Below are 17,771 nucleotides of genomic sequence, written 5' to 3'. Positions count from 1 at the left end.
CGTCGCGGGCACCCCTTGGTCCGAGCAGTCGACCGTGTCCCGGAGGACCACTTCAGATGGCCAAGATCATCGCCTTTGATGAGGAAGCTCGCCGCGGCCTTGAGCGTGGCATGAACCAGCTCGCCGACGCCGTGAAGGTCACGCTCGGCCCCAAGGGCCGCAACGTCGTGCTGGAGAAGAAGTGGGGCGCCCCCACGATCACCAACGACGGTGTCTCCATCGCCAAGGAGATCGAGCTCGAGGACCCGTACGAGAAGATCGGTGCGGAGCTCGTCAAGGAGGTCGCCAAGAAGACGGACGACGTCGCGGGTGACGGCACCACCACCGCCACCGTGCTCGCCCAGGCCCTGGTTCGCGAGGGTCTGCGCAACGTCGCCGCCGGCGCCAACCCGATGGCCCTGAAGCGCGGCATCGAGAAGGCCGTCATCGCCGTCTCGGACCAGCTGCTGGCCCAGGCCAAGGACGTGGAGACCAAGGAGCAGATCGCCTCCACCGCCTCCATCTCCGCCGCTGACACCCAGATCGGCGAGCTGATCGCCGAGGCCATGGACAAGGTCGGCAAGGAAGGCGTCATCACCGTCGAGGAGAGCAACACCTTCGGTCTGGAGCTCGAGCTCACCGAGGGCATGCGCTTCGACAAGGGCTACATCTCGGCCTACTTCGCCACCGACCTGGAGCGCATGGAGACGAGCTTCGAGGACGCCTACATCCTCATCGCCAACTCCAAGATCAGCTCGGTCAAGGACCTGCTGCCGCTGCTGGAGAAGGTCATGCAGGGCGGCAAGTCGCTGGTCATCATCGCCGAGGACGTCGAGGGCGAGGCCCTGTCGACCCTGGTCGTGAACAAGATCCGCGGCACCTTCAAGTCCGTCGCCGTCAAGGCCCCGGGCTTCGGCGACCGCCGCAAGGCCATGCTCGGCGACATCGCCATCCTCACCGGTGGCACCGTGATCTCCGAGGAGGTCGGCCTCAAGCTGGAGAACGCCGGCATCGACCTGCTGGGCCGCGCCCGCAAGGTGGTCATCACCAAGGACGAGACCACCATCATCGATGGTGCCGGTGACGCCGACCAGGTCCAGGGTCGCGTGAACCAGATCCGTGCCGAGATCGAGAACAGCGACTCGGACTACGACCGCGAGAAGCTCCAGGAGCGCCTCGCCAAGCTGGCCGGCGGCGTGGCCGTCATCAAGGCCGGCGCGGCCACCGAGGTGGAGCTCAAGGAGCGCAAGCACCGCATCGAGGACGCCGTCCGCAACGCCAAGGCCGCCGTCGAGGAGGGCATCGTCGCCGGTGGTGGCGTCGCGCTGCTGCAGGCCGGTGTCGCCTTCGACAAGCTGGAGCTGGACGGCGACGAGGCCACCGGTGCCAACATCGTCAAGGTCGCGCTGGAGGCCCCGATCAAGCAGATCGCGACCAACGCCGGCCTGGAGGGTGGCGTCGTGGTGGAGAAGGTGCGCAACCTCCCCGCCGGTCACGGTCTGAACGCCGCCACCAACGAGTACGTCGACCTGGTCGCCGCGGGCATCATCGACCCGGCCAAGGTCACCCGCTCCGCGCTGCAGAACGCCGCCTCCATCGCGGCGCTGTTCCTCACCACCGAGGCCGTCATCGCCGACAAGCCGGAGAAGGCCGCCGCGGCCGCCGGCGGCGGCATGCCGGGCGGTGACATGGACTTCTGATCCTGATCGCTTCGATCGGATCGGCTGGTTCCCCGTCCGCGTGGGCGGTCCCCTTCGGGGGGCCGCCCACGCGGCGTTTCGGCGTTCGGGGGAATCGGGGAGAGGATGGACGGATGGCTGCCGACGACATCGAGACCGCCCTGCACAACGCCCGGGCACTGATCCTGGCCGACCTCACCGCGCGGGACGTGGCGGACGCCGCCGTCGTCTCGCTGGTGGAACAGGCCGTGACGCACCGCCGCTGGTGGCTGGAGCAGTGGCCGGACGGCACCGAGTACGTGCTCGGGCTGGTCGCCCAGGACGTCCAGGACGCGCTGCTGGAGGAGTACGGGCGCTGGCCGCTGTGCGCCGACTGCGCGGCCGAGGGGGACCCGCACGCGCTGGGCGTGGAGCCCGAGCTGGGGCCGGAGCCGCACTGGGTGTGCGGCAAGCGGGGCGCGGTGGTGGCACCGGTGGGCAAGCTGCCGTAGGGCGCTCTAAGGGGTGTCGGACGGGTCCTGGCCGGTCAGCTCCCGGAGTTCGGCCGTCAGGTTGGCGCGCGCGGCCGCCGTGAAGCGCTCGCGGGCGGCGGGGGAGCGGTAGAGGGCGGGCAGGGCCAGCAGCCGGCGCAGGACGGCGGCCCGGCCGGCCGTGAAGTCCGGCGCGGGGACGAAGCCGTACTCCGCGCGGACGGCGGCCGCGTACGCCGCGTACGCCTCGGGGGTGCCGCCGAGGACGGCGAGGTCCGCGTCGCAGAGCACCTCGCCGTCGCGGTCGCCGGGGGCGGGGTCGTGGCCGACGGTGAGCAGGACGAGGCGTTCGACCTCGGCGACCCGTTCGGCGGGCAGTCCGGCGGCGGTCAGCGCGCGGACGGCCAGGGCGGCGCTGCGCTCCTCGTTCTCGGTGCGGTCGGGGCGGTAGACGGCGTCGTGGAACCAGGCCGCCAGGCGGACCGCGTCCGGGTCGGCGGCGTGTCCGGCCAGCTCGTCGACGTGCCGCAGCACCGCGTGCAGGTGTGCGACGCGGTGGTAGCGGCGCTGCGGTTCCGACCAGCGGCGCAGCAGCTCCCGGCCGTAGGGCTCGGGGTCGGCGCCGGCCCCGCAGCGGTGCAGCAGGGCGGTCCAGGCGGCGAGCAGGCCGGCCTCGGTGCCGGACGGGTCGGGCGCCGTGGTGGCGGGGTCGGGCTCGGTGATCGGCATGGCGACCATTGTGGCGGCCGGGCCCCGCACTGGACCTATAGGTAGGTTGACGATATATGTAGTCGTATGACAGAACGCTCCATGCAGGAGCCCACGCTGCTGCTGCTCACCGCGCTGGCCGACGCCCCGCGGCACGGCTACGCGCTCATCCAGGAGATCGCCGCGATCTCCGACGGCCGGGTCAAGATGCGCACCGGCACGCTCTACGGGGCGCTCGACCGGCTGCTGGGCCAGGGCCTGATCGAGGTGGCCGCCGAGGAGGTCGTGGACGGCCGCGCCCGGCGCAGCTACGCGCTGACCGACGCCGGCCGGGACGCGCTGGCCGCCGAGGCCGGGCGCCTGCGGGCGGTCGCCACCGAGGCCGAGCGCCGGCTGACCAGGATCCGGTCGATGCTGCCGGGCAAGACCGGGTCGCAGGGGCGGCCCGCGACGGGGGGAGGCCTCTCATGACCACACCGGTGATCGGCGCGGGGCCCTCGGCGGTGCTGCGGGCCGCGCTCCAGCTCTACCCGGCGCGCTACCGCCACGAGCGCGGCGAGGAGCTGGCCGAGGTGTTCGCCGACACGACGGCGGCGGGCGGCCGGCCGGCCGTCGCCCGGGAGGTCCTCGGCCTGGCCGCGTACGGGCTGCGGGTGCGGCTCGGGCTGACCGGCGCCTCGGCGGCCGGGCGGCTGCTGGCGCTGGTCGCGCCGATGCTCGCCGGGGCCGCGGCCGGCGCCATGCTGGTGGCCTGGCTGACCACCGCGGACCGGATCGCCATCCACCTCTCCTGGGACGACTCGTACGGCGTCTACTTCTCGTCGTTCTGTCCGCCGGTGGCCGCCGCGCTGCTCGCGGTGGCGGCCCTGCTGGGGCGGTGGACGGCGGTGCGGGTGAGTGCGCTGGTCCTGGGCGCGATGGGGCTGTACGACCTGGCGGACGCCGCGTGGAACTCGTCCTTCGACGTGTGGTGGAGCGGCTACATCGGGATGGCCTCGCTGCCGTTCGTGGTGGCGGCCGTGCTGCTGGTCGCGGCGCCGACCGACCTGCTGCCGCGGCCGACCTGGCGCACGGCCGGCCTGGTGCTGGCCTCGATCGCGGCGGGCGGGCTGCTGGCGGCCGCCCAGAGCTGGGACGACACCACCTTCCCGCTGGACCGCCAGTGGTTCGTGGTGATGCTGATCGCCCCGTTGCTGCTGACCTTCGCCGGACTGCGCGGACGGTTCGCGCCGATGGCCGTCGGGGTGGCGGCGCTGGTGCTGGCCGGGCCCGGCTGCCTGTTCAACATCTGGCGCGGCTCGGGCGGGATCTCCCACCTGCTGCCGATGGCGGCGCCGACGGTCGCCGCGCTGGTGCTGGTGGCCGTGGCGGTGCACCGGTTCGGGCGTCGGGAGACGGTCCCGGAGGTCCACGCGGCGGCGTGACCGGTGCCCACGAGGAGGCCGCTCCGGTATGACCGGAATGGCCTCCTCGGAGTTTCCGGGGGAGGGCGGATGTGGCAGGCTGTCGAATATGTCTAGACCAATTTTCGAAGTCATCGCGCTGACGCCCCAGGACGCCCAGGCCGCCGAGTCGGGCGGCGCCGACCGGCTCGAACTGGTCACCGACATGGCCGCGGACGGGCTCACCCCGTCCGTCGAGGACTTCGGCCGGATCCGGGCCGCCGTCGGCATCCCGCTGCGGGTCATGCTGCGGATCCGGGACGGCTTCGCCCCCGGCGACGTGGACGAGCTGTGCGCCCGGGCCACCGCGCTGCGGGCCGAGGGGGCCGAGGAGTTCGTCCTCGGCTTCCTCGGCGCCGGGGGCGCCGTCGACCTGGCCGCCACCACGGCCGTCGCCGAGACGATCGCCGGCTGCCGCTGGACCTTCCACCGGGCGATCGACCACAGCACCGACCGGGCCGCGCTGCGGGCCGCCGTCGGCGGGCTGCCCGGCCTGGACACCTTCCTCACCTCCGGCGCGGTCGCCGGGGTGGACGCCGGGCGCGACGTGCTGTCGGCCGAGCTGGCCAGGGCCGGCGAGCCCGGGTACCGGCAGCGGATCCTGATCGGCGGCGGCCTGCGGGCCGAGCACCTGAAGGAGCTGCGGGCGGAGGGGTTCGACGCCTTCCACGTCGGCGGCGCGGTGCGGGTCGACGGCTGGCGGACACCGGTGGACCCGGCCAAGGTCGCCGACTGGCGGGCGATGATCGACGCCTGAGCGTCGTTGCGGGTGCCCGCGACGGACGCCGTTCGAAAGGGCCGGTCCCCGTGGACCGGCCCTTTCGCGCACTACCGCAGCTGCTCGGGCAGCGGCTCGCCGTGCAGCACCGTCAGCCCGGACACGGCCCGGGTCAGCGCCACGTACAGCCGCCGCAGACCGGTCCGCTCGTCCGGCTCCCCGGCGACCACCGCGGCCGGCTCGTCCAGCACCACGTAGTCGTACTCCAGGCCCTTGGCCAGCGAGGCCGGGACCAGGGTGAGCCTGGCCTCCGCGCTGGTCTCGTCGCCGGGGGAGAGGTACGGCAGACCGGCCGCGGTCAGCGCCTCGGCGAGCCGCGGGACGCGGGCGTCGGCGGCGATCAGGCCGGTCGAGCCCTCGTGCTCCAGCGCCTCCCGGCAGGCCGCCAGGACCGCCTCGGTGCACTCCCCGTCCGCGACCCGGCGGATCGTCAGCGACCCCGGCGCGTCACGGACCGAGGAGGCCGGGGCCAGGCCGGGGGCGATCGCCGGGAGCAGCCGGGAGGCGTACCCGATGACCTCCTCAGGCACCCGGAAGCCCTTGGTCAGCTCCTCGATGTGCGCCTCCGGCTTGCCCAGGTGGCGCAGCGCCTCCGGCCAGCTCGCGGTCGCCCACGGGGTGGTGCCCTGGGCGAGGTCGCCGAGGACGGTCGCCGAGCCGGTGGTGCAGCGGCGGCCGACCGCCCGGTACTGCATCGGGGAGAGGTCCTGGGCCTCGTCCAGCACCACGTGGCCGAGCGAGGGGGTGCGCTGCACCAGGTCGGTCGCCTCGTCCACCAGGACGGCGTCGGCCGCCGTCCAGCGCGCGGTCTTCACCGAGCGGCCGGGCTTGGGCCAGAGCACCGCCCGCTGCTCCTCGGGGGTGAGGACGCCCTCGGCGCACTCGGCCAGGAACGCCGGATCGGAGAGCAGCCGCAGGACCAGCTTCGCCGGGTCGACGGCCGGCCAGCACTCCTTGACCACCGCCTTGACCTCGGGGTTGCGGGCCACCGCGTCCTGCACCCGGTCGTCCGGGGCCTCGCCGCCCTGCTCCATCTTCAGCAGCACGGTGTGCGCGATGCGCTGCGGCAGGGCGTCCCTGGCGGCGCCGTAACGGACCTCGCGGCCCTTCAACTCCTCGATGATCTCGACCAGTTCGTACACCGGAACGCGCCAGCGGCGGGAGCCGCGGACCACCACGCAGGGCTCGGCGGGCAGCGTGATGCCCGAGCGCACCGCCCGGCGCAGCACCTCGGCCATCCGGGCGTCGCCCTTCAGCCGGGCCGCCTCGGGGACGTCCTCGCCCCGCACCTCGACGTGCCCGACCAGCTGCTGCACGGTGGCCTGGGCGACCTCCAGCTCGCCGAGGGCCGGGAGCACCTGCTCGATGTAGGAGAGGAAGGCGTTGTTCGGCCCGATCACCAGGGTGCCGGTCCTGGCGAGGCGCTCGCGGTGCGCGTACAGCAGGTAGGCGACCCGGTGCAGGCCGACGGCGGTCTTCCCGGTGCCGGGCGCCCCCTGGACGCAGATGGTGCCCGTGATGTCGGAGCGGACGATCTCGTCCTGCTCGGGCTGGATGGTGGCGACGATGTCGCGCATCGGGCCGACGCGGGGCTTCTCGATCTCGGCGGCCAGCAGGGCGGAGGAGGTCTCGCTCTCGGCCGGGTCGCTGAGGTGCTCGTCCTCGTAGGCGGTGAGTTCGCCGCCGGTGTAGCCGAAGCGGCGGCGGCGCTCGACGTCCAGCGGGTCGGTGCGGCTGGCCCGGTAGAACGGCTGGGAGACCGGCGCGCGCCAGTCGATCACCATCGGGTCGCCGTCGGCGTCGTGGACGTGCCGGCGCCCGATGTAGAAGCTCTCGCCTCCGCTGCCCTCGCTGAGTTCTTCGCTGATCGCGTGCAGGTAGTCGAGGCGGCCGAAGAACAGCGGGGTGTGCGAGAGGTCGGCCAGTGCGGCGATCCTGGCCGTGATCTGGTTCTGGAGCACCATGGCGGTGACCCAGGTGCCGGTCACGTCGCGGATGTCGAGCGATTCGACGTCCGCCCGCATGGCGCGCAGCGCGGCCCTGGACGCGGCCAGGTGGTCGCGTTCGCGCTGGAGGGGGTCGGTGGTGGGGGTGGCGGGCACAGCGAACCTTCCCGGCTGTCCCGGTGGCGGGCGCAGCGGATCGTAGGAGCTCACGGTGGGTGTGCCGGCCGGTTGCCGTACGGTCGGCGCCTCCCCCGGCTGCCTGCGGGACTTCAGCAGGTACCACGGTTCGGGAGGGGGCAGACGGACGATCTTAGACCCGTCCGCCCCGGGGTACCAGTCCCGCAGGTCTCGGGGTCGCCCCCGACCCCGGCCCCGGGGTCGCCCCCTACCCCGGTCCCGGGCCGCGGTACACCGGGAGGACGAGCCGCGCACCTGCGGGTACGGCCTTTGGAGTGATGCCCTCGGCCGGTCGGGTGCCTACCGTTGAAGACATGAGCACCACGAACCGCACCCCACGATCCGGTCCGGCCGGCGCCACCGCCGTCTCCGGACGCCACCGCAACCCGCTGAGCACCGCCGTCCGCAACGTCGGTATCGCCCTGGACACCGCCGCGCGCGTGATCTTCCTCGGGCGCGACGGTGTCCGGTACTGAACCGCGGTCCTACAGCACGTCGTCGGCGTCGATGATCCGGTACGCGTAGCCCTGTTCGGCGAGGAAGCGCTGCCGGTGGGCGGCGAAGTCCTGGTCCACCGTGTCCCTGGCGACCACCGAGTAGAAGTGCGCCGAGTGGCCGTCCGCCTTGGGGCGCAGCACCCGGCCGAGGCGCTGGGCCTCCTCCTGGCGGGAGCCGAAGGTCCCGGAGACCTGGATGGCCACGGTGGCCTCCGGCAGGTCGATGGAGAAGTTCGCCACCTTGGAGACCACCAGGACGCCGATCTCCTTGTTCCGGAAGGCCTCGAAGAGCTTCTCGCGCTGGGCGTTGCTGGTCTCGCCCTTGATCACCGGGGCGTCCAGGACCTCGCCGAGTTCGTCCAGCTGGTCGATGTACTGGCCGATGATCAGTGTCTGGTCCTTCTCGTGCTTCCTGACCAGCGCCTCCACCACCCGTCGCTTGGTCGCGGTGGTGGCGCAGAAGCGGTAGCGCTCCTCGGGCTCGGCGGTCGCGTAGGAGAGCCGCTCGGAGTCGGTCAGGGTGACCCGCACCTCGCAGCAGTCGGCGGGCGCGATGTAGCCCTGCGCCTCGATCTCCTTCCACGGCGCGTCGAAGCGCTTGGGGCCGATCAGGCTGAACACGTCGCCCTCGCGGCCGTCCTCGCGCACCAGGGTGGCGGTCAGGCCGAGCCGGCGGCGGGCCTGGAGGTCGGCGGTGAACTTGAACACCGGCGCGGGCAGCAGGTGCACCTCGTCGTAGACCACCAGGCCCCAGTTGCGGGCGTCGAACAGCTCCAGGTGGGCGTAGACGCCCTTCCGCTTGGTGGTCATCACCTGGTAGGTGGCGATGGTGACCGGGCGGATCTCCTTCCGCGTCCCGCTGTACTCGCCGATCTCGTCCTCGGTGAGCGAGGTGCGCTTGACCAGCTCGTGCTTCCACTGGCGGGCCGAGACGGTGTTGGTGACCAGGATCAGCGTGGTCGACTTGGCGTGCGCCATCGCGGCCGCGCCGACCAGCGTCTTGCCGGCGCCGCAGGGCAGCACGACCACGCCCGAGCCGCCGTGCCAGAAGCCCTCGACGGCCTGCGCCTGGTACGGGCGCAGCTGCCACCCGTCCTCGTCCAGGTCGATCGGGTGCGCCTCGCCGTCCACGTACCCGGCGAAGTCCTCGGCGGGCCAGCCGAGCTTGAGCAGCACCTGCTTGATCTGCCCGCGCTCGGAGGGGTGCACCACCACGGTGTCGGGGTCGACCCGGGCGCCGACCAGCGGGACGATCTTCTTGGAGCGCAGCACCTCCTCCAGCACCGGCCGGTCGGTGGTGGTGAGCACCAGCCCGTGGGTCGGGTGCTTGAGCAGCTGGAGCCGCCCGTACCGGCCCATGGTGTCCGCCACGTCCACCAGCAGCGCGTGCGGCACCGGGTAGCGCGAGTACGTCACCAGGGCGTCCACCACCTGCTCGGCGTCGTGCCCGGCCGCTCGCGCGTTCCACAGCCCGAGCGGTGTGACCCGGTACGTGTGCACGTGTTCGGGCGCCCGCTCCAGCTCGGCGAACGGCGCGATGGCGCGACGGCAGTCGGCGGACTTGGGGTGGTCGATCTCCAGGAGAAGAGTTTTGTCGCTCTGGACGATGAGCGGTCCGTCGTTCACGCGGGGAAGCCCTCCACTGGCTGACAGGGTGGTTTGACGCAGACCCTCCAGTGTCGCGCATCGCGGGTGGTGCGCGGGAGGGTGTCCCGGAGTGACCACGGTGTGTGGTCGCTCGTTGGGCTGGCCATGAAGAAGTCGAAGCGTGTTCTCACCGCCCTCGCCCTGATGGGCTCGGCCTTCGCGGCCACCGCCGGTTCGGCCGGTTCGGCCCACGCCCTCGCGGGCATCGGCGAGGGGCCCGGCGGCCTGATCGCGGCGCCCGGGTTCCTGCTCGCGGACACCGTCACCGGGGGTGCGGTGCCGGTCGGGCAGGGGCAGATCGGCAGCCTGGCGGACAAGGCCGTGCAGGAGAAGATGAAGGAGGCGCAGCAGGGGCACTGAGGCCCGCGGGTCACTCGTCGAGTTCCGCGACGCCGGTGATGCGGTGCAGGGCGAAGGTGCGGAGTTCGTCGGCGTGGTGGTCGAAGGCGGTGACGAAGCCGCCTTCGACCTTGACCGGGTCGATGATCCGCTGGCTGGCGATGCCCTCGGCGTTGAGGTAGCCGATCCACACCCGCTCGCCGAGCAGGACGGCCGTCTGGAGGGTGGCCAGGGTCTCGGCGGCGGCGGTGCGGGGGAGGTGGCGCGGGTCGGGGGCGGGTTCGCGGCGGTTGGCGGTGGCGGCGCGGTCGCCGGCCCGGACGGCCTTGACGGCCGCGGCGAGCAGGACGTCGTCGGGGGTCGGCGGGCCGTCGGGGACCGGGACGGGCGCCGTGCGGGGCGGGGTGCGGTGGCTGTCCGGGCGGGTGATCAGCACGTCGCCCTCGGCGGACTCGGCGGCCGGGGCGTAGCCCATGGCGCGCAGGGCGGCGAGCAGGACGTCCGGGGCGGCCTGGGAGGCCAGGACGGTGGGGGCGAGCAGGCGCAGCCGCAGTTCGGCGGAGCGGCGGTCGGCGAGCACCTCGCCCAGCAGGGACGGGTCGTCGCAGCGCAGGTAGGAGGAGGCGGCGCCGACGCGCAGGATGCCGTGCCGGCGGGCGACGTCGTCGATCAGGTAGGCGAGCGGCTGCGGGACGGGCGTGCGGCTGTGCTGCTCCAGGAAGGCCCGCAGGTCGGTGGCGGTGCGGCCGGCGTCGAGGGCGCGGCGGACCGAGGCCGGGGTGAAGCGGTAGACGGTGGCGCCGCCCTTGGACTCGATGTCGGCGCAGAGCGCGAGGGCGTGGGCGAGCGGGGTGAGCAGCGGGCCGGGGGCGATCGCGGTGAGGTCCGGCTGGAGGATCACGTGGTCCAGGGGCTGCGGGAGCAGCGGGGCGAGCACCTCGGCCGGGTCGGCCTCGGCGGTGAGCAGGGCGCGGGCGGGGGAGGCCAGGGCGCCGCGGCCGGTGATGCCGAGGAGTTCGGCCTCGTCGAGGGTCCAGGCGGTGAGGTCGTCGCGCAGCTCGCGGCCGTCCTGGCCGGTGGGGCCGCCGCGCAGCGGGCGCTGCCAGCGCAGGGCGGGGAGCAGTTCCCCGGCGGTGGCCGGGGTGCCGGGCGGGAGTTCGGCGAGCAGGGCGAGGGCGGCGCGGCGGACGGACGGGGCCAGGGTGCGGTCCAGTTCGGGGCCGAGGGCGGCGCGCGGCCTGCCCTTGCCGTCCGGGGTGCCGGTGAGGGCGGGGACGCGGGTGGCGGCGAGCCAGGCGGTGGCGAGGACGGACCAGCGCTCGGCGGTGTCCAGGTGCAGCCAGGTGTCGTACCCGGGGGTCGGGGCCCAGCGTTCGTCCGCCTCGCCGTCGGGGGCCAGCAGCCCTGAGGTGTAGGCGAGTTCGAGCCAGAAAGCGGTCTGCTGCTCGGTGCTCTCCAGGGCCTGGGCGGTGCGCTTGAGGTCGCGGACGCCGAGGCCGCCGGCGCGCAGGGTGGGCGGCGGGGTGAGGCCGAGGTGGTCGAGCAGTTCCTCGACGGTCTTGACCGCGGTGTGCGCCTGGCCGGCCGCGGCGCCGTCCACGGCCTGGGGGTCGCGCGGGGCGGCGGCGGGCTCGGGTTCGGGCTGGACGGGTTCGACGGTGCGGTGGGTGCGGCCGCCGCGCAGGTGCAGGGCGAGCTCGCGGGGCAGCACGACGCTGCCGGGGCTGGTGGGCAGCAGCAGGCCGCGGGCGAGCAGCCACTCGACCGGGCTCTGGGCGTCCTCGGCGGTGACCGCGCGGGTGGCGTCCGGGACGGTGCCGGTGGGCGGGCCCCAGACCAGCCGCTCCAGCAGCCGCAGGGCGGCCTCGGGCGCGGTGTCGAGCAGCGCGGCGCAGCGGGTGCGGTCGGTGAGCAGGCCGGTGAGCGCGGCGACGGCGGTGACCGGGTCCGGGGTGGGGGGCTGCCCGGCCGAGGCGAGCAGTTGCTGGAGCCTGGCCGGGGACATGCCGGTGGTGACGTCGGCGAGGGTGGGGCCGAGGCCGGTGCGGCCCGGGTTGTTGGCGGTCGGGGCGAGCGCATCGCGGACGGCGAGGACCAGTCGCAGGCCGTTGTCCGGGCCCCAGAGCAGCGCCCGGTCGCGCAGGGTGGCGATGGCCCGGGGCAGGGCGTCGGCGACGGCGGACCGGTCGGCCGGGGTGAGCGGGGTGGCGCCGGGGTGCGGCCTGACCTTGGCCGGGCCGGTCAGCAGGGTGCGGACGGTGGCCAGCGAGGCGCCGTCCTGGGCGGTGGCCAGGGCCTCGGCGACCTGGAGGGTGAACCGGTCCAGCCGTTCCAGGGCGCGCAGCGCGGAGGCGCGCGAGGAGAGCCGGGCGGACAGCTGGGTGAGGTCGCCGGGGACGGGGTTCAGCAGGTCGGGGCGGGTGCGGAGCAGGGCGGCGAGCGCGTCGTCGGGACGGGCGCGCAGTTCCTCGGCGAGGGTGCGTGGGCCGGTGGCGGACCTGCCCCGGCGTTGAGGGCCCTGCTGTGTGGTCATTCGACCTAGGTTAGTCGGGTGCGGGGACGGCGAGGTGTCCCGCACGGCGCCGTATCGCCGTACTGCTCGCCGTGCCGTTCGCCGTGCCGCCCATCGCGCCGTTCGTCGTACCGCGTCGTACCGCTCGCCGTACCGCGGTACGGCGGTGACGAGCGGGGCGGACGGACTCGCGCGGTCGGGGGCGGGGTGGGTAGCGTCTCGCCGAGGGCGGTTCGTGGGTGGCCGGTACGGGCGAGGCGGGTGGTCGGTGATGACGGACGGCGAGTGGTGGCGCAAGAGCGGGCCGTGGAGCGAGCGTTCGGGCGGCGGCCCGGCGGAGGCCGCGTCCGGCGGGGCCGCCGACGTCCCGCCCGCGGCCGCGCCTGACCCCGGGCCCGACTTCGACCCCGACAGCGTGTACGACCCGCCGGCGCCGAGTGTGGCCGGCTTCCCGTCCGTGTCGCTGGACCTGCCGGACACGGCCGTCACCGAGGAGCGGGCGGACGCGATCCCGCCGCCGACGGTGTCGAGCACCGGCCCGTGGACCATGACGATGTTCGACTTCTCGGACGGGCCGCGGCCCGCGCCGAAGCCGATCCCCGAGCAGCGCGCCGCCGAGGGGGACGAGGCGGCGGCCGGGCCCGGGACGGCGGCGGAACCCGCCGAGCCCGCCGAGCTGAAGAAGAAGCCGCGCCGGGGCCTGTTCGGGCGGACGGCGCCCGAGCCCGCTCCGCCCGCAGGGAAGACCAAGGGCAAGGACAAGGCCAAGGGGAGGAAGGGGAGGAAGGAGCAGGAGCAGGCCGCGCCCGCCCGCAGGCCCTCCCCGCTGGTCCTGCTCTCCTGCGGCCTGCTGGCCGGCGGGGCGGTCTCCGGCGTCTTCCCGGTCATGCTGGCCGGCTGGGGCCTGGGCTACCTGTCCCGCCAGATCTCCGAGCTGATGCGCAAGTTCGTGGTCCTCGGCATTCCGCTGATCACGATCAGCGGGTCCACGTTCTACTCCATGCGGCAGGCCCGGCAGGGCGGGGGAGGACAGGTCGGCGGCCTCCAGTCGGGCTCCCCGCTGGGCGAGATCAGCTGGACGTCCGCCCCGGGCGTGCTGCGGCTGGCCGCCGGGCTGTCGGCGGTGGTCCTGCTGCTGCTCGCCCTGCGCCGCCGCCCGCCGCAGCAGGGCGAGCAGGGCTGAGCGGCCGCACGCCTGCCGAACGCGGCCGGGCCGGTCTCCGCGGGGGCGGGGGCCGGCCCGGCCGCCGTTCCGACGGCCGTGCCGGGTCGGCTGCTTGTGGATGAAGTGGCCGGAGCTGTCCAGGACGGCGGGGGTGCCGCCGTTGTGGCCGTGGAGGCTGACGGTGCCGTCCCCGCCGCTCGGGCCGTGGTGGCCGAAGACGTCGGAGATGACGTGCACGCGGCCCGAGTCGACGCCTGTCGGCAGAGTCACCGTCGGCTGACGGCCGGCTGCCGGTAGGCCGCCGCTCCTCGCGGTGCTGACGGAGCATCAGTCGTCGGCGAGGTGGACGACGCGGCGGAAGGCCTCCGGGTCGCCGAGGTGGTCGGTGATCCAGCGGGCGACGGTGGCGCGGGTGACGGTGCCGGCCCGGGGGAGCGGCCGGTCGTACGAGACCTGGGGGCCGACGGCCGGCGGTCCGTCCTTGAGCATCGGCACCCGGACGACCGTCCAGGGGGTGTCGGAGCCGGCGAGCACCGCCTCCATCCGGGCCAGGTCGTGGTGGATCTCCCGGTACAGCCGGTCGACCACCAGTCTGCTCACCACTCGCTGGGCGAGCGGGAGCCGGCTGGTGTCCAGGCCCGCCGAGCTCATCGTCACCAGGTGCCCGGCGCCGCCGTCCCGGACCGCGGCGGTCAACTCCCTCGCGCCGTCGGAGAAGACGGTGGTGGCCCGGCGGCCGGTGGTGCCGAGGGCGGCGACCACGGCGTCCTGGCCGTTCAGCGGTTCGTACAGGGAGCCGGGGCGGCCGACGTCGGCGCGGGCGGTGAGCACGGTGCCGTGGCTGAACCCGGGCAGCCGGGCGGGGTCGCGGGCGACGGCGGTGACGGTGTGCCCGGCCGCCAGCGCGAGTTCGACCACCAGCCGGCCGGTGCGTCCGGTGGCGCCCACGACGGCGATCCTCATCGGTTCCTCCTCGGGATGTCCGGGACTCAGGCGGTCCCGGTGGACTCGGGCGGGCCCGGTGCGGGCTCGCTTGGTGCGCGTCCTGCGGGGTGTGCGTCCTGCTGGGTGTGCGTCTTGCGATTCATTCAGACGGACTGTATGAATGAAACCAAGTGAACCACAGCACACCGCGAACGCAAGCCCAAAGGAGCGATGGCACATGGGAGTTCGACAGGCCGGATACCCGGATCTGGACGGCCGGGTGGTCGTGATCACCGGCGGCAGTCGAGGCATCGGCGCGGAGACCGCCCGCGCCTTCGCCATGCAGGGCGCGGCCGTCGCCGTCCTCGGCCGCGACGAGGCGGCGCTGGCGGAGGTGGCCGGGGAGCTGCGGGCGGACGGCGCCAGGGCCGTCGGCCTGGTCGCCGACTGCACGGACGCGGCGGCACTCGGCTCCGCCGCCGAACGGATCGAGCGCGAGCTCGGACCGGTCGACGTCCTGGCCGCCTTCGCCGGCGGCGACGGCTACCCCGTCCCGACCGTCCGCGAGACCGAGGAGCACTGGCGGGCCGTCCTGGACGGCAACCTCACCGCCACCTACCTCACCGTCCGGGCCTTCCTGCCCGGCATGACGGCGCGCGGCAGCGGCTCGATCGTCACCATGGCCTCCACCGCGGGCCGACTGCCCAGCGGCGCCTCCGCGGCGTACGCCACCGCCAAGGCGGGCGTGCTGATGTTCACCCGGCACCTCGCCCTGGAGGTGGCCGGCGACGGCGTCCGGGTCAACGCCATCGCGCCGGGCGCCGTCCGCACCGAGCGGACCGCCGCGCAGATGCCGCCGGAGGTCCGGGCCACGGTCGCCGCCGCGCACCCGCTGGGGCGCCTCGGCGAAGCGGCGGACATCGCCTCGGCCACGCTGTTCCTGGCCTCCGACGCGTCCTCCTGGATCACCGGGCAGACCCTGGACGTCAGCGGTGGGCGGGTCATGCTCTGAGCGCCCGGGCCGCCCCGGCGGGGGGCGGGGCGGCCCGGGCCCGGGTGAACCGATCGGCGATACTGCCAGTTCACGCGGAACGAGTGGAGGCGAGCGGGATGAGCCCCCGGTCCTACCGGATGGGACAGCGGCAGGCGGAGGTCGACGAGACCCGAGCCCGGATCGTCGCGGCCGCCCGCGCGCACCTGACGGAGACCGGCGGGGTGTCGCTGGACGCGGTCGCCCGCCGAGCGGATGTCGCCAGGGCGACCGTCTACTACCAGTTCGGCTCCAAGGCGGGCCTGCTGGAGGCGGTGTGCGACGCCCTCGCCGCGCAGGGCGGCATGGCCGGGCTCGGCGAGGCCTTCTCACTGGCCGACCCCTGGGCGGCGGTGGACCGCTTCGTCGAGGTGCTGGGCGGCTTCTGGGCGGTCGACCGGGTCTGCACCCGCAGGCTGCGGGCGCTCGCCGCGCTCGACGAGGAGGTGGGCCGGGTCATCGCCGACCGTGACGCCCGCCGCCGGGAGGGCGCCGCCGTCCTGTGCGGCCGGCTGCCCGCCGCGCCGCCGGACGCCGTGGGCCTGCTCTTCGTCCTCACCGCCTTCGAGACCTTCGACGGGCTGGCGGCGGAGGTGGAGCGGGCGGGCGGCCGGGCCGCCGGCGGTGACGGCGGTGACGGCGGTGACCTGACCGCGGCCACCCCGGCCGTCCTGCGCCTGGTCCGCGCCGCGCTCGGCGGGCCCGCGGCCGGGTAGCGCCGCATCCGGGCCGGACGGCCCCCGGGGGGGGGTGCGCCCGGCCGTCCGGCCGGGGCCGTGCGGTGCCCGCGCCGGGGATCGCGCCCGGGTGGGCCCCGGCGCGGGCAAGGGGGTTAACACCCCTACGGGACGGGTGCTTTCCCCGTTCCCCGGCCCGGGCGGCCGCAGCAGAATCGGGGCATGCCTGCGCAGCCCGTGATGACGCCCGAAGCGCCCGAAGCCCTCCTTCCCCGGCCGGGGAGCGGCGGCAGCGACTTCGCCCAGTTGACCCGCCGGATAGCCGCCGAGGGCCTGCTCGGCCGGCGCCACGGCTACTACGCCGTGCGCGCGGGCCTGGTGCTCGCCGCCTTCCTCGGCGGTTGGTGCGCCCTGTTCGCGCTGGGCGACACCTGGTGGCAGCTCGTCCTGGCGGCGGCGATGTCCGTCGTCTTCGCCCAGCTCGGCCTGCTCTCCCACGATCTGGCGCACCGTCAGGTCTTCGACCGGCGGCTGCCGAGCGAGGCGGGCGGGCGGATCGTCGCCAACCTGCTGATGGGCATGAGCTACGGCTGGTGGATGAACAAGCACACCCGCCACCACGCCAACCCGAACCACGAGGAGCGGGACCCGGACGTCGCCCCCGAACTCCTGGTGTGGTCCAGGCGGCAGGCCCGGCAGGCGAGCGGCCTCGCCCGGTTCATCGGCCGCCGGCAGGCGTACCTGTTCCTCCCGCTGCTCCTGCTGGAGGGCCTCAACCTCAGCTTCAACAGCTTCCGCGCGCTGCGCAGCCCCATGATGAAGCGCCCGCTGCTGGAGGGCGTGCTGCTGGTCGTCCACTTCGCGGCCTACTTCGGCCTGGTGTTCGCCGCTCTCCCCGCGGGCAAGGCGGTCGCCTTCCTCGCCGTGCACCAGGCGCTGCTCGGCGTCTACCTGGGCTGCGTCTTCGCCCCGAACCACAAGGGCATGCTGATGGTGACGCCGGAGATGAAGCTCGACTTCCTGCGCCGCCAGGTGCTCACCTCGCGCAACGTCCGCGGCGGAGCGGTCATCGACGCGGTGATGGGCGGTCTCAACTACCAGGTGGAGCACCACCTCTTCCCCAGCATGCCGACCCCGGCGCTCGGGCGGGCGGCCCGGATCACCCGGGAGTTCTGCGCCGAGAAGGGCGTCCCGTACTGCGAGACGGGTCTGTTCCGCTCCTACCGGGAGATCTTCGTCCACCTGCACCGGACGGGTGAGCCCCTCCGCTCCGGTTCCGGCTCCGGGGTCGTCTCCGGCGGGTGACCGTCACATCCGGCCGCCGGGATCCGTCGGTGGAGCGACAGGGCGACACCGAGGGTACGGAGGAACAGCACGATGCTGACGGACATCATGTACGTGACGGTCTACGTGACCGACCAGGAGCGCTCCCTGGGGTTCTACGTCGACGGGCTCGGCCTGGAGAAGCGCGTCGACCACCCGGGCCCGGACGGGCGGTTCCTCACCGTGGCCGCCCCGGGCGGCGCGCTGGAGATCGTCCTCTGGCCGCACCCGGCGTCGGCCGGGCTGCCGGCCGGGCGGAAGCCCGGGGTGGGCACGCCGGGGCCGGTCTTCCTGGAATCCGACGACCTGCGGGCGGACTTCGAGGTGCTGCGCGGGCGCGGGGTGCTCTTCGAGCAGGAGGAGCCGGAGGACTACGGTTTCGGCGTCCGGATCGAGGCGGTCGACCCGGACGGCAACCGGATCGCGCTGCGTCAGCGGGCGGCCTGGCAGGGTGGCGGGAAGGACTGACCGCGGGTCC

General features: G+C 74.4%; 17 protein-coding genes. 12 read left to right on the top strand and 5 right to left on the bottom strand.

From position 1 onward, the window contains the following. Positions 1-56: 56 nt before the first annotated feature. Positions 57-1,679: a chaperonin GroEL gene (gene groL, locus ACZ7C5_RS26970; protein WP_401088637.1), complete on the top strand. Its 1,623-nt coding sequence runs from the start codon at positions 57-59 to the stop codon at positions 1,677-1,679. A gap of 113 nt (positions 1,680-1,792) precedes the next feature. Next, on the top strand, positions 1,793-2,149 hold the full coding sequence (locus tag ACZ7C5_RS26965; protein WP_401088639.1) for a hypothetical protein: 357 nt from the start codon (positions 1,793-1,795) through the stop codon (positions 2,147-2,149). Between the two features lie 6 nt (positions 2,150-2,155). On the opposite strand, the gene ACZ7C5_RS26960 is transcribed toward ACZ7C5_RS26965, so the two are convergent. Continuing rightward, positions 2,156-2,866, bottom strand: coding sequence for an HD domain-containing protein (locus tag ACZ7C5_RS26960; protein WP_470323622.1), 711 nt, complete (start codon positions 2,864-2,866; stop codon positions 2,156-2,158). A gap of 57 nt (positions 2,867-2,923) precedes the next feature. Between ACZ7C5_RS26960 and ACZ7C5_RS26955 the strand changes: the two genes are divergently transcribed. The 3 genes from ACZ7C5_RS26955 to ACZ7C5_RS26945 all read left to right on the top strand — a co-directional run bounded on the left by ACZ7C5_RS26955 (position 2,924) and on the right by ACZ7C5_RS26945 (position 5,035). Beyond that, on the top strand, positions 2,924-3,307 hold the full coding sequence (locus ACZ7C5_RS26955; protein WP_188297575.1) for a PadR family transcriptional regulator: 384 nt from the start codon (positions 2,924-2,926) through the stop codon (positions 3,305-3,307). Beyond that, entirely contained in the window at positions 3,304-4,260 is a 957-nt protein-coding gene (locus ACZ7C5_RS26950; RefSeq protein ID WP_470323621.1) for a hypothetical protein, read from the top strand. Before ACZ7C5_RS26955 ends, ACZ7C5_RS26950 begins: the two co-directional genes overlap by 4 nt. An 88-nt stretch (positions 4,261-4,348) precedes the next feature. Continuing rightward, on the top strand, positions 4,349-5,035 hold the full coding sequence (locus ACZ7C5_RS26945; protein ID WP_470323620.1) for a copper homeostasis protein CutC: 687 nt from the start codon (positions 4,349-4,351) through the stop codon (positions 5,033-5,035). Between the two features lie 71 nt (positions 5,036-5,106). Here the strand turns inward: ACZ7C5_RS26945 and ACZ7C5_RS26940 are convergent, their stop codons facing one another. Beyond that, on the bottom strand, positions 5,107-7,158 hold the full coding sequence (locus ACZ7C5_RS26940; RefSeq protein ID WP_470323619.1) for a HelD family protein: 2,052 nt from the start codon (positions 7,156-7,158) through the stop codon (positions 5,107-5,109). Between the two features lie 335 nt (positions 7,159-7,493). Between ACZ7C5_RS26940 and ACZ7C5_RS26935 the strand changes: the two genes are divergently transcribed. Further along, complete coding sequence (locus ACZ7C5_RS26935; RefSeq protein ID WP_188297571.1) at positions 7,494-7,655, top strand: hypothetical protein; 162 nt, start codon at positions 7,494-7,496, stop codon at positions 7,653-7,655. A gap of 9 nt (positions 7,656-7,664) precedes the next feature. Here the strand turns inward: ACZ7C5_RS26935 and ACZ7C5_RS26930 are convergent, their stop codons facing one another. Continuing rightward, positions 7,665-9,302: a DNA repair helicase XPB gene (locus ACZ7C5_RS26930; protein ID WP_188297570.1), complete on the bottom strand. Its 1,638-nt coding sequence runs from the start codon at positions 9,300-9,302 to the stop codon at positions 7,665-7,667. A gap of 126 nt (positions 9,303-9,428) precedes the next feature. On the opposite strand from ACZ7C5_RS26930, the gene ACZ7C5_RS26925 reads away from it, so the two are divergent. Then, the gene (locus ACZ7C5_RS26925; protein ID WP_401088683.1) at positions 9,429-9,683 is read left to right on the top strand and encodes a hypothetical protein; all 255 of its coding nucleotides are present in this window, start codon (positions 9,429-9,431) and stop codon (positions 9,681-9,683) included. 10 nt (positions 9,684-9,693) lie between these two features. On the opposite strand, the gene ACZ7C5_RS26920 is transcribed toward ACZ7C5_RS26925, so the two are convergent. After that, positions 9,694-12,195, bottom strand: coding sequence for a helicase-associated domain-containing protein (locus ACZ7C5_RS26920; protein ID WP_470323618.1), 2,502 nt, complete (start codon positions 12,193-12,195; stop codon positions 9,694-9,696). Positions 12,196-12,445: 250 nt separating this feature from the next. Between ACZ7C5_RS26920 and ACZ7C5_RS26915 the strand changes: the two genes are divergently transcribed. After that, positions 12,446-13,357: a hypothetical protein gene (locus tag ACZ7C5_RS26915; protein WP_401088687.1), complete on the top strand. Its 912-nt coding sequence runs from the start codon at positions 12,446-12,448 to the stop codon at positions 13,355-13,357. Positions 13,358-13,666: 309 nt separating this feature from the next. On the opposite strand, the gene ACZ7C5_RS26910 is transcribed toward ACZ7C5_RS26915, so the two are convergent. Beyond that, positions 13,667-14,302, bottom strand: a complete 636-nt coding sequence (locus ACZ7C5_RS26910; protein WP_401088689.1) for an NAD(P)-dependent oxidoreductase — start codon at positions 14,300-14,302, stop codon at positions 13,667-13,669. Positions 14,303-14,501: 199 nt separating this feature from the next. Here ACZ7C5_RS26910 and ACZ7C5_RS26905 point away from each other — a divergent pair, with 199 nt between their 5' ends. The 4 genes from ACZ7C5_RS26905 to ACZ7C5_RS26890 all read left to right on the top strand — a co-directional run bounded on the left by ACZ7C5_RS26905 (position 14,502) and on the right by ACZ7C5_RS26890 (position 17,761). Next, entirely contained in the window at positions 14,502-15,275 is a 774-nt protein-coding gene (locus ACZ7C5_RS26905; protein WP_401088691.1) for an SDR family NAD(P)-dependent oxidoreductase, read from the top strand. 98 nt (positions 15,276-15,373) lie between these two features. Then, complete coding sequence (locus ACZ7C5_RS26900; protein ID WP_401088693.1) at positions 15,374-16,009, top strand: TetR/AcrR family transcriptional regulator; 636 nt, start codon at positions 15,374-15,376, stop codon at positions 16,007-16,009. Positions 16,010-16,210: 201 nt separating this feature from the next. Next, positions 16,211-17,275, top strand: a complete 1,065-nt coding sequence (locus tag ACZ7C5_RS26895) for a fatty acid desaturase family protein (RefSeq protein WP_401088894.1) — start codon at positions 16,211-16,213, stop codon at positions 17,273-17,275. Positions 17,276-17,347: 72 nt separating this feature from the next. After that, complete coding sequence (locus ACZ7C5_RS26890; protein WP_401088695.1) at positions 17,348-17,761, top strand: VOC family protein; 414 nt, start codon at positions 17,348-17,350, stop codon at positions 17,759-17,761. Positions 17,762-17,771 lie beyond the last annotated feature (10 nt).

The organism is Kitasatospora sp. NPDC036993, assembly GCF_055607525.1.
This window is presented reverse-complemented; position numbering and strand designations above follow the sequence as displayed.

Excerpts from the sequence above, each read along its gene's own strand:
- groL (WP_401088637.1), top strand. The coding sequence starts at position 57 with ATGGCCAAGATCATCGCCTTTGATGAGGAAGCTCGCCGCGGCCTTGAG.
- ACZ7C5_RS26965 (WP_401088639.1), top strand. The coding sequence starts at position 1,793 with ATGGCTGCCGACGACATCGAGACCGCCCTGCACAACGCCCGGGCACTG.
- ACZ7C5_RS26960 (WP_470323622.1), bottom strand. The coding sequence starts at position 2,866 with ATGGTCGCCATGCCGATCACCGAGCCCGACCCCGCCACCACGGCGCCC.
- ACZ7C5_RS26955 (WP_188297575.1), top strand. The coding sequence starts at position 2,924 with ATGACAGAACGCTCCATGCAGGAGCCCACGCTGCTGCTGCTCACCGCG.
- ACZ7C5_RS26950 (WP_470323621.1), top strand. The coding sequence starts at position 3,304 with ATGACCACACCGGTGATCGGCGCGGGGCCCTCGGCGGTGCTGCGGGCC.
- ACZ7C5_RS26945 (WP_470323620.1), top strand. The coding sequence starts at position 4,349 with ATGTCTAGACCAATTTTCGAAGTCATCGCGCTGACGCCCCAGGACGCC.
- ACZ7C5_RS26935 (WP_188297571.1), top strand. The coding sequence starts at position 7,494 with ATGAGCACCACGAACCGCACCCCACGATCCGGTCCGGCCGGCGCCACC.
- ACZ7C5_RS26925 (WP_401088683.1), top strand. The coding sequence starts at position 9,429 with ATGAAGAAGTCGAAGCGTGTTCTCACCGCCCTCGCCCTGATGGGCTCG.
- ACZ7C5_RS26920 (WP_470323618.1), bottom strand. The coding sequence starts at position 12,195 with ATGACCACACAGCAGGGCCCTCAACGCCGGGGCAGGTCCGCCACCGGC.
- ACZ7C5_RS26915 (WP_401088687.1), top strand. The coding sequence starts at position 12,446 with ATGACGGACGGCGAGTGGTGGCGCAAGAGCGGGCCGTGGAGCGAGCGT.
- ACZ7C5_RS26910 (WP_401088689.1), bottom strand. The coding sequence starts at position 14,302 with ATGAGGATCGCCGTCGTGGGCGCCACCGGACGCACCGGCCGGCTGGTG.
- ACZ7C5_RS26905 (WP_401088691.1), top strand. The coding sequence starts at position 14,502 with ATGGGAGTTCGACAGGCCGGATACCCGGATCTGGACGGCCGGGTGGTC.
- ACZ7C5_RS26900 (WP_401088693.1), top strand. The coding sequence starts at position 15,374 with ATGAGCCCCCGGTCCTACCGGATGGGACAGCGGCAGGCGGAGGTCGAC.
- ACZ7C5_RS26895 (WP_401088894.1), top strand. The coding sequence starts at position 16,211 with ATGACGCCCGAAGCGCCCGAAGCCCTCCTTCCCCGGCCGGGGAGCGGC.
- ACZ7C5_RS26890 (WP_401088695.1), top strand. The coding sequence starts at position 17,348 with ATGCTGACGGACATCATGTACGTGACGGTCTACGTGACCGACCAGGAG.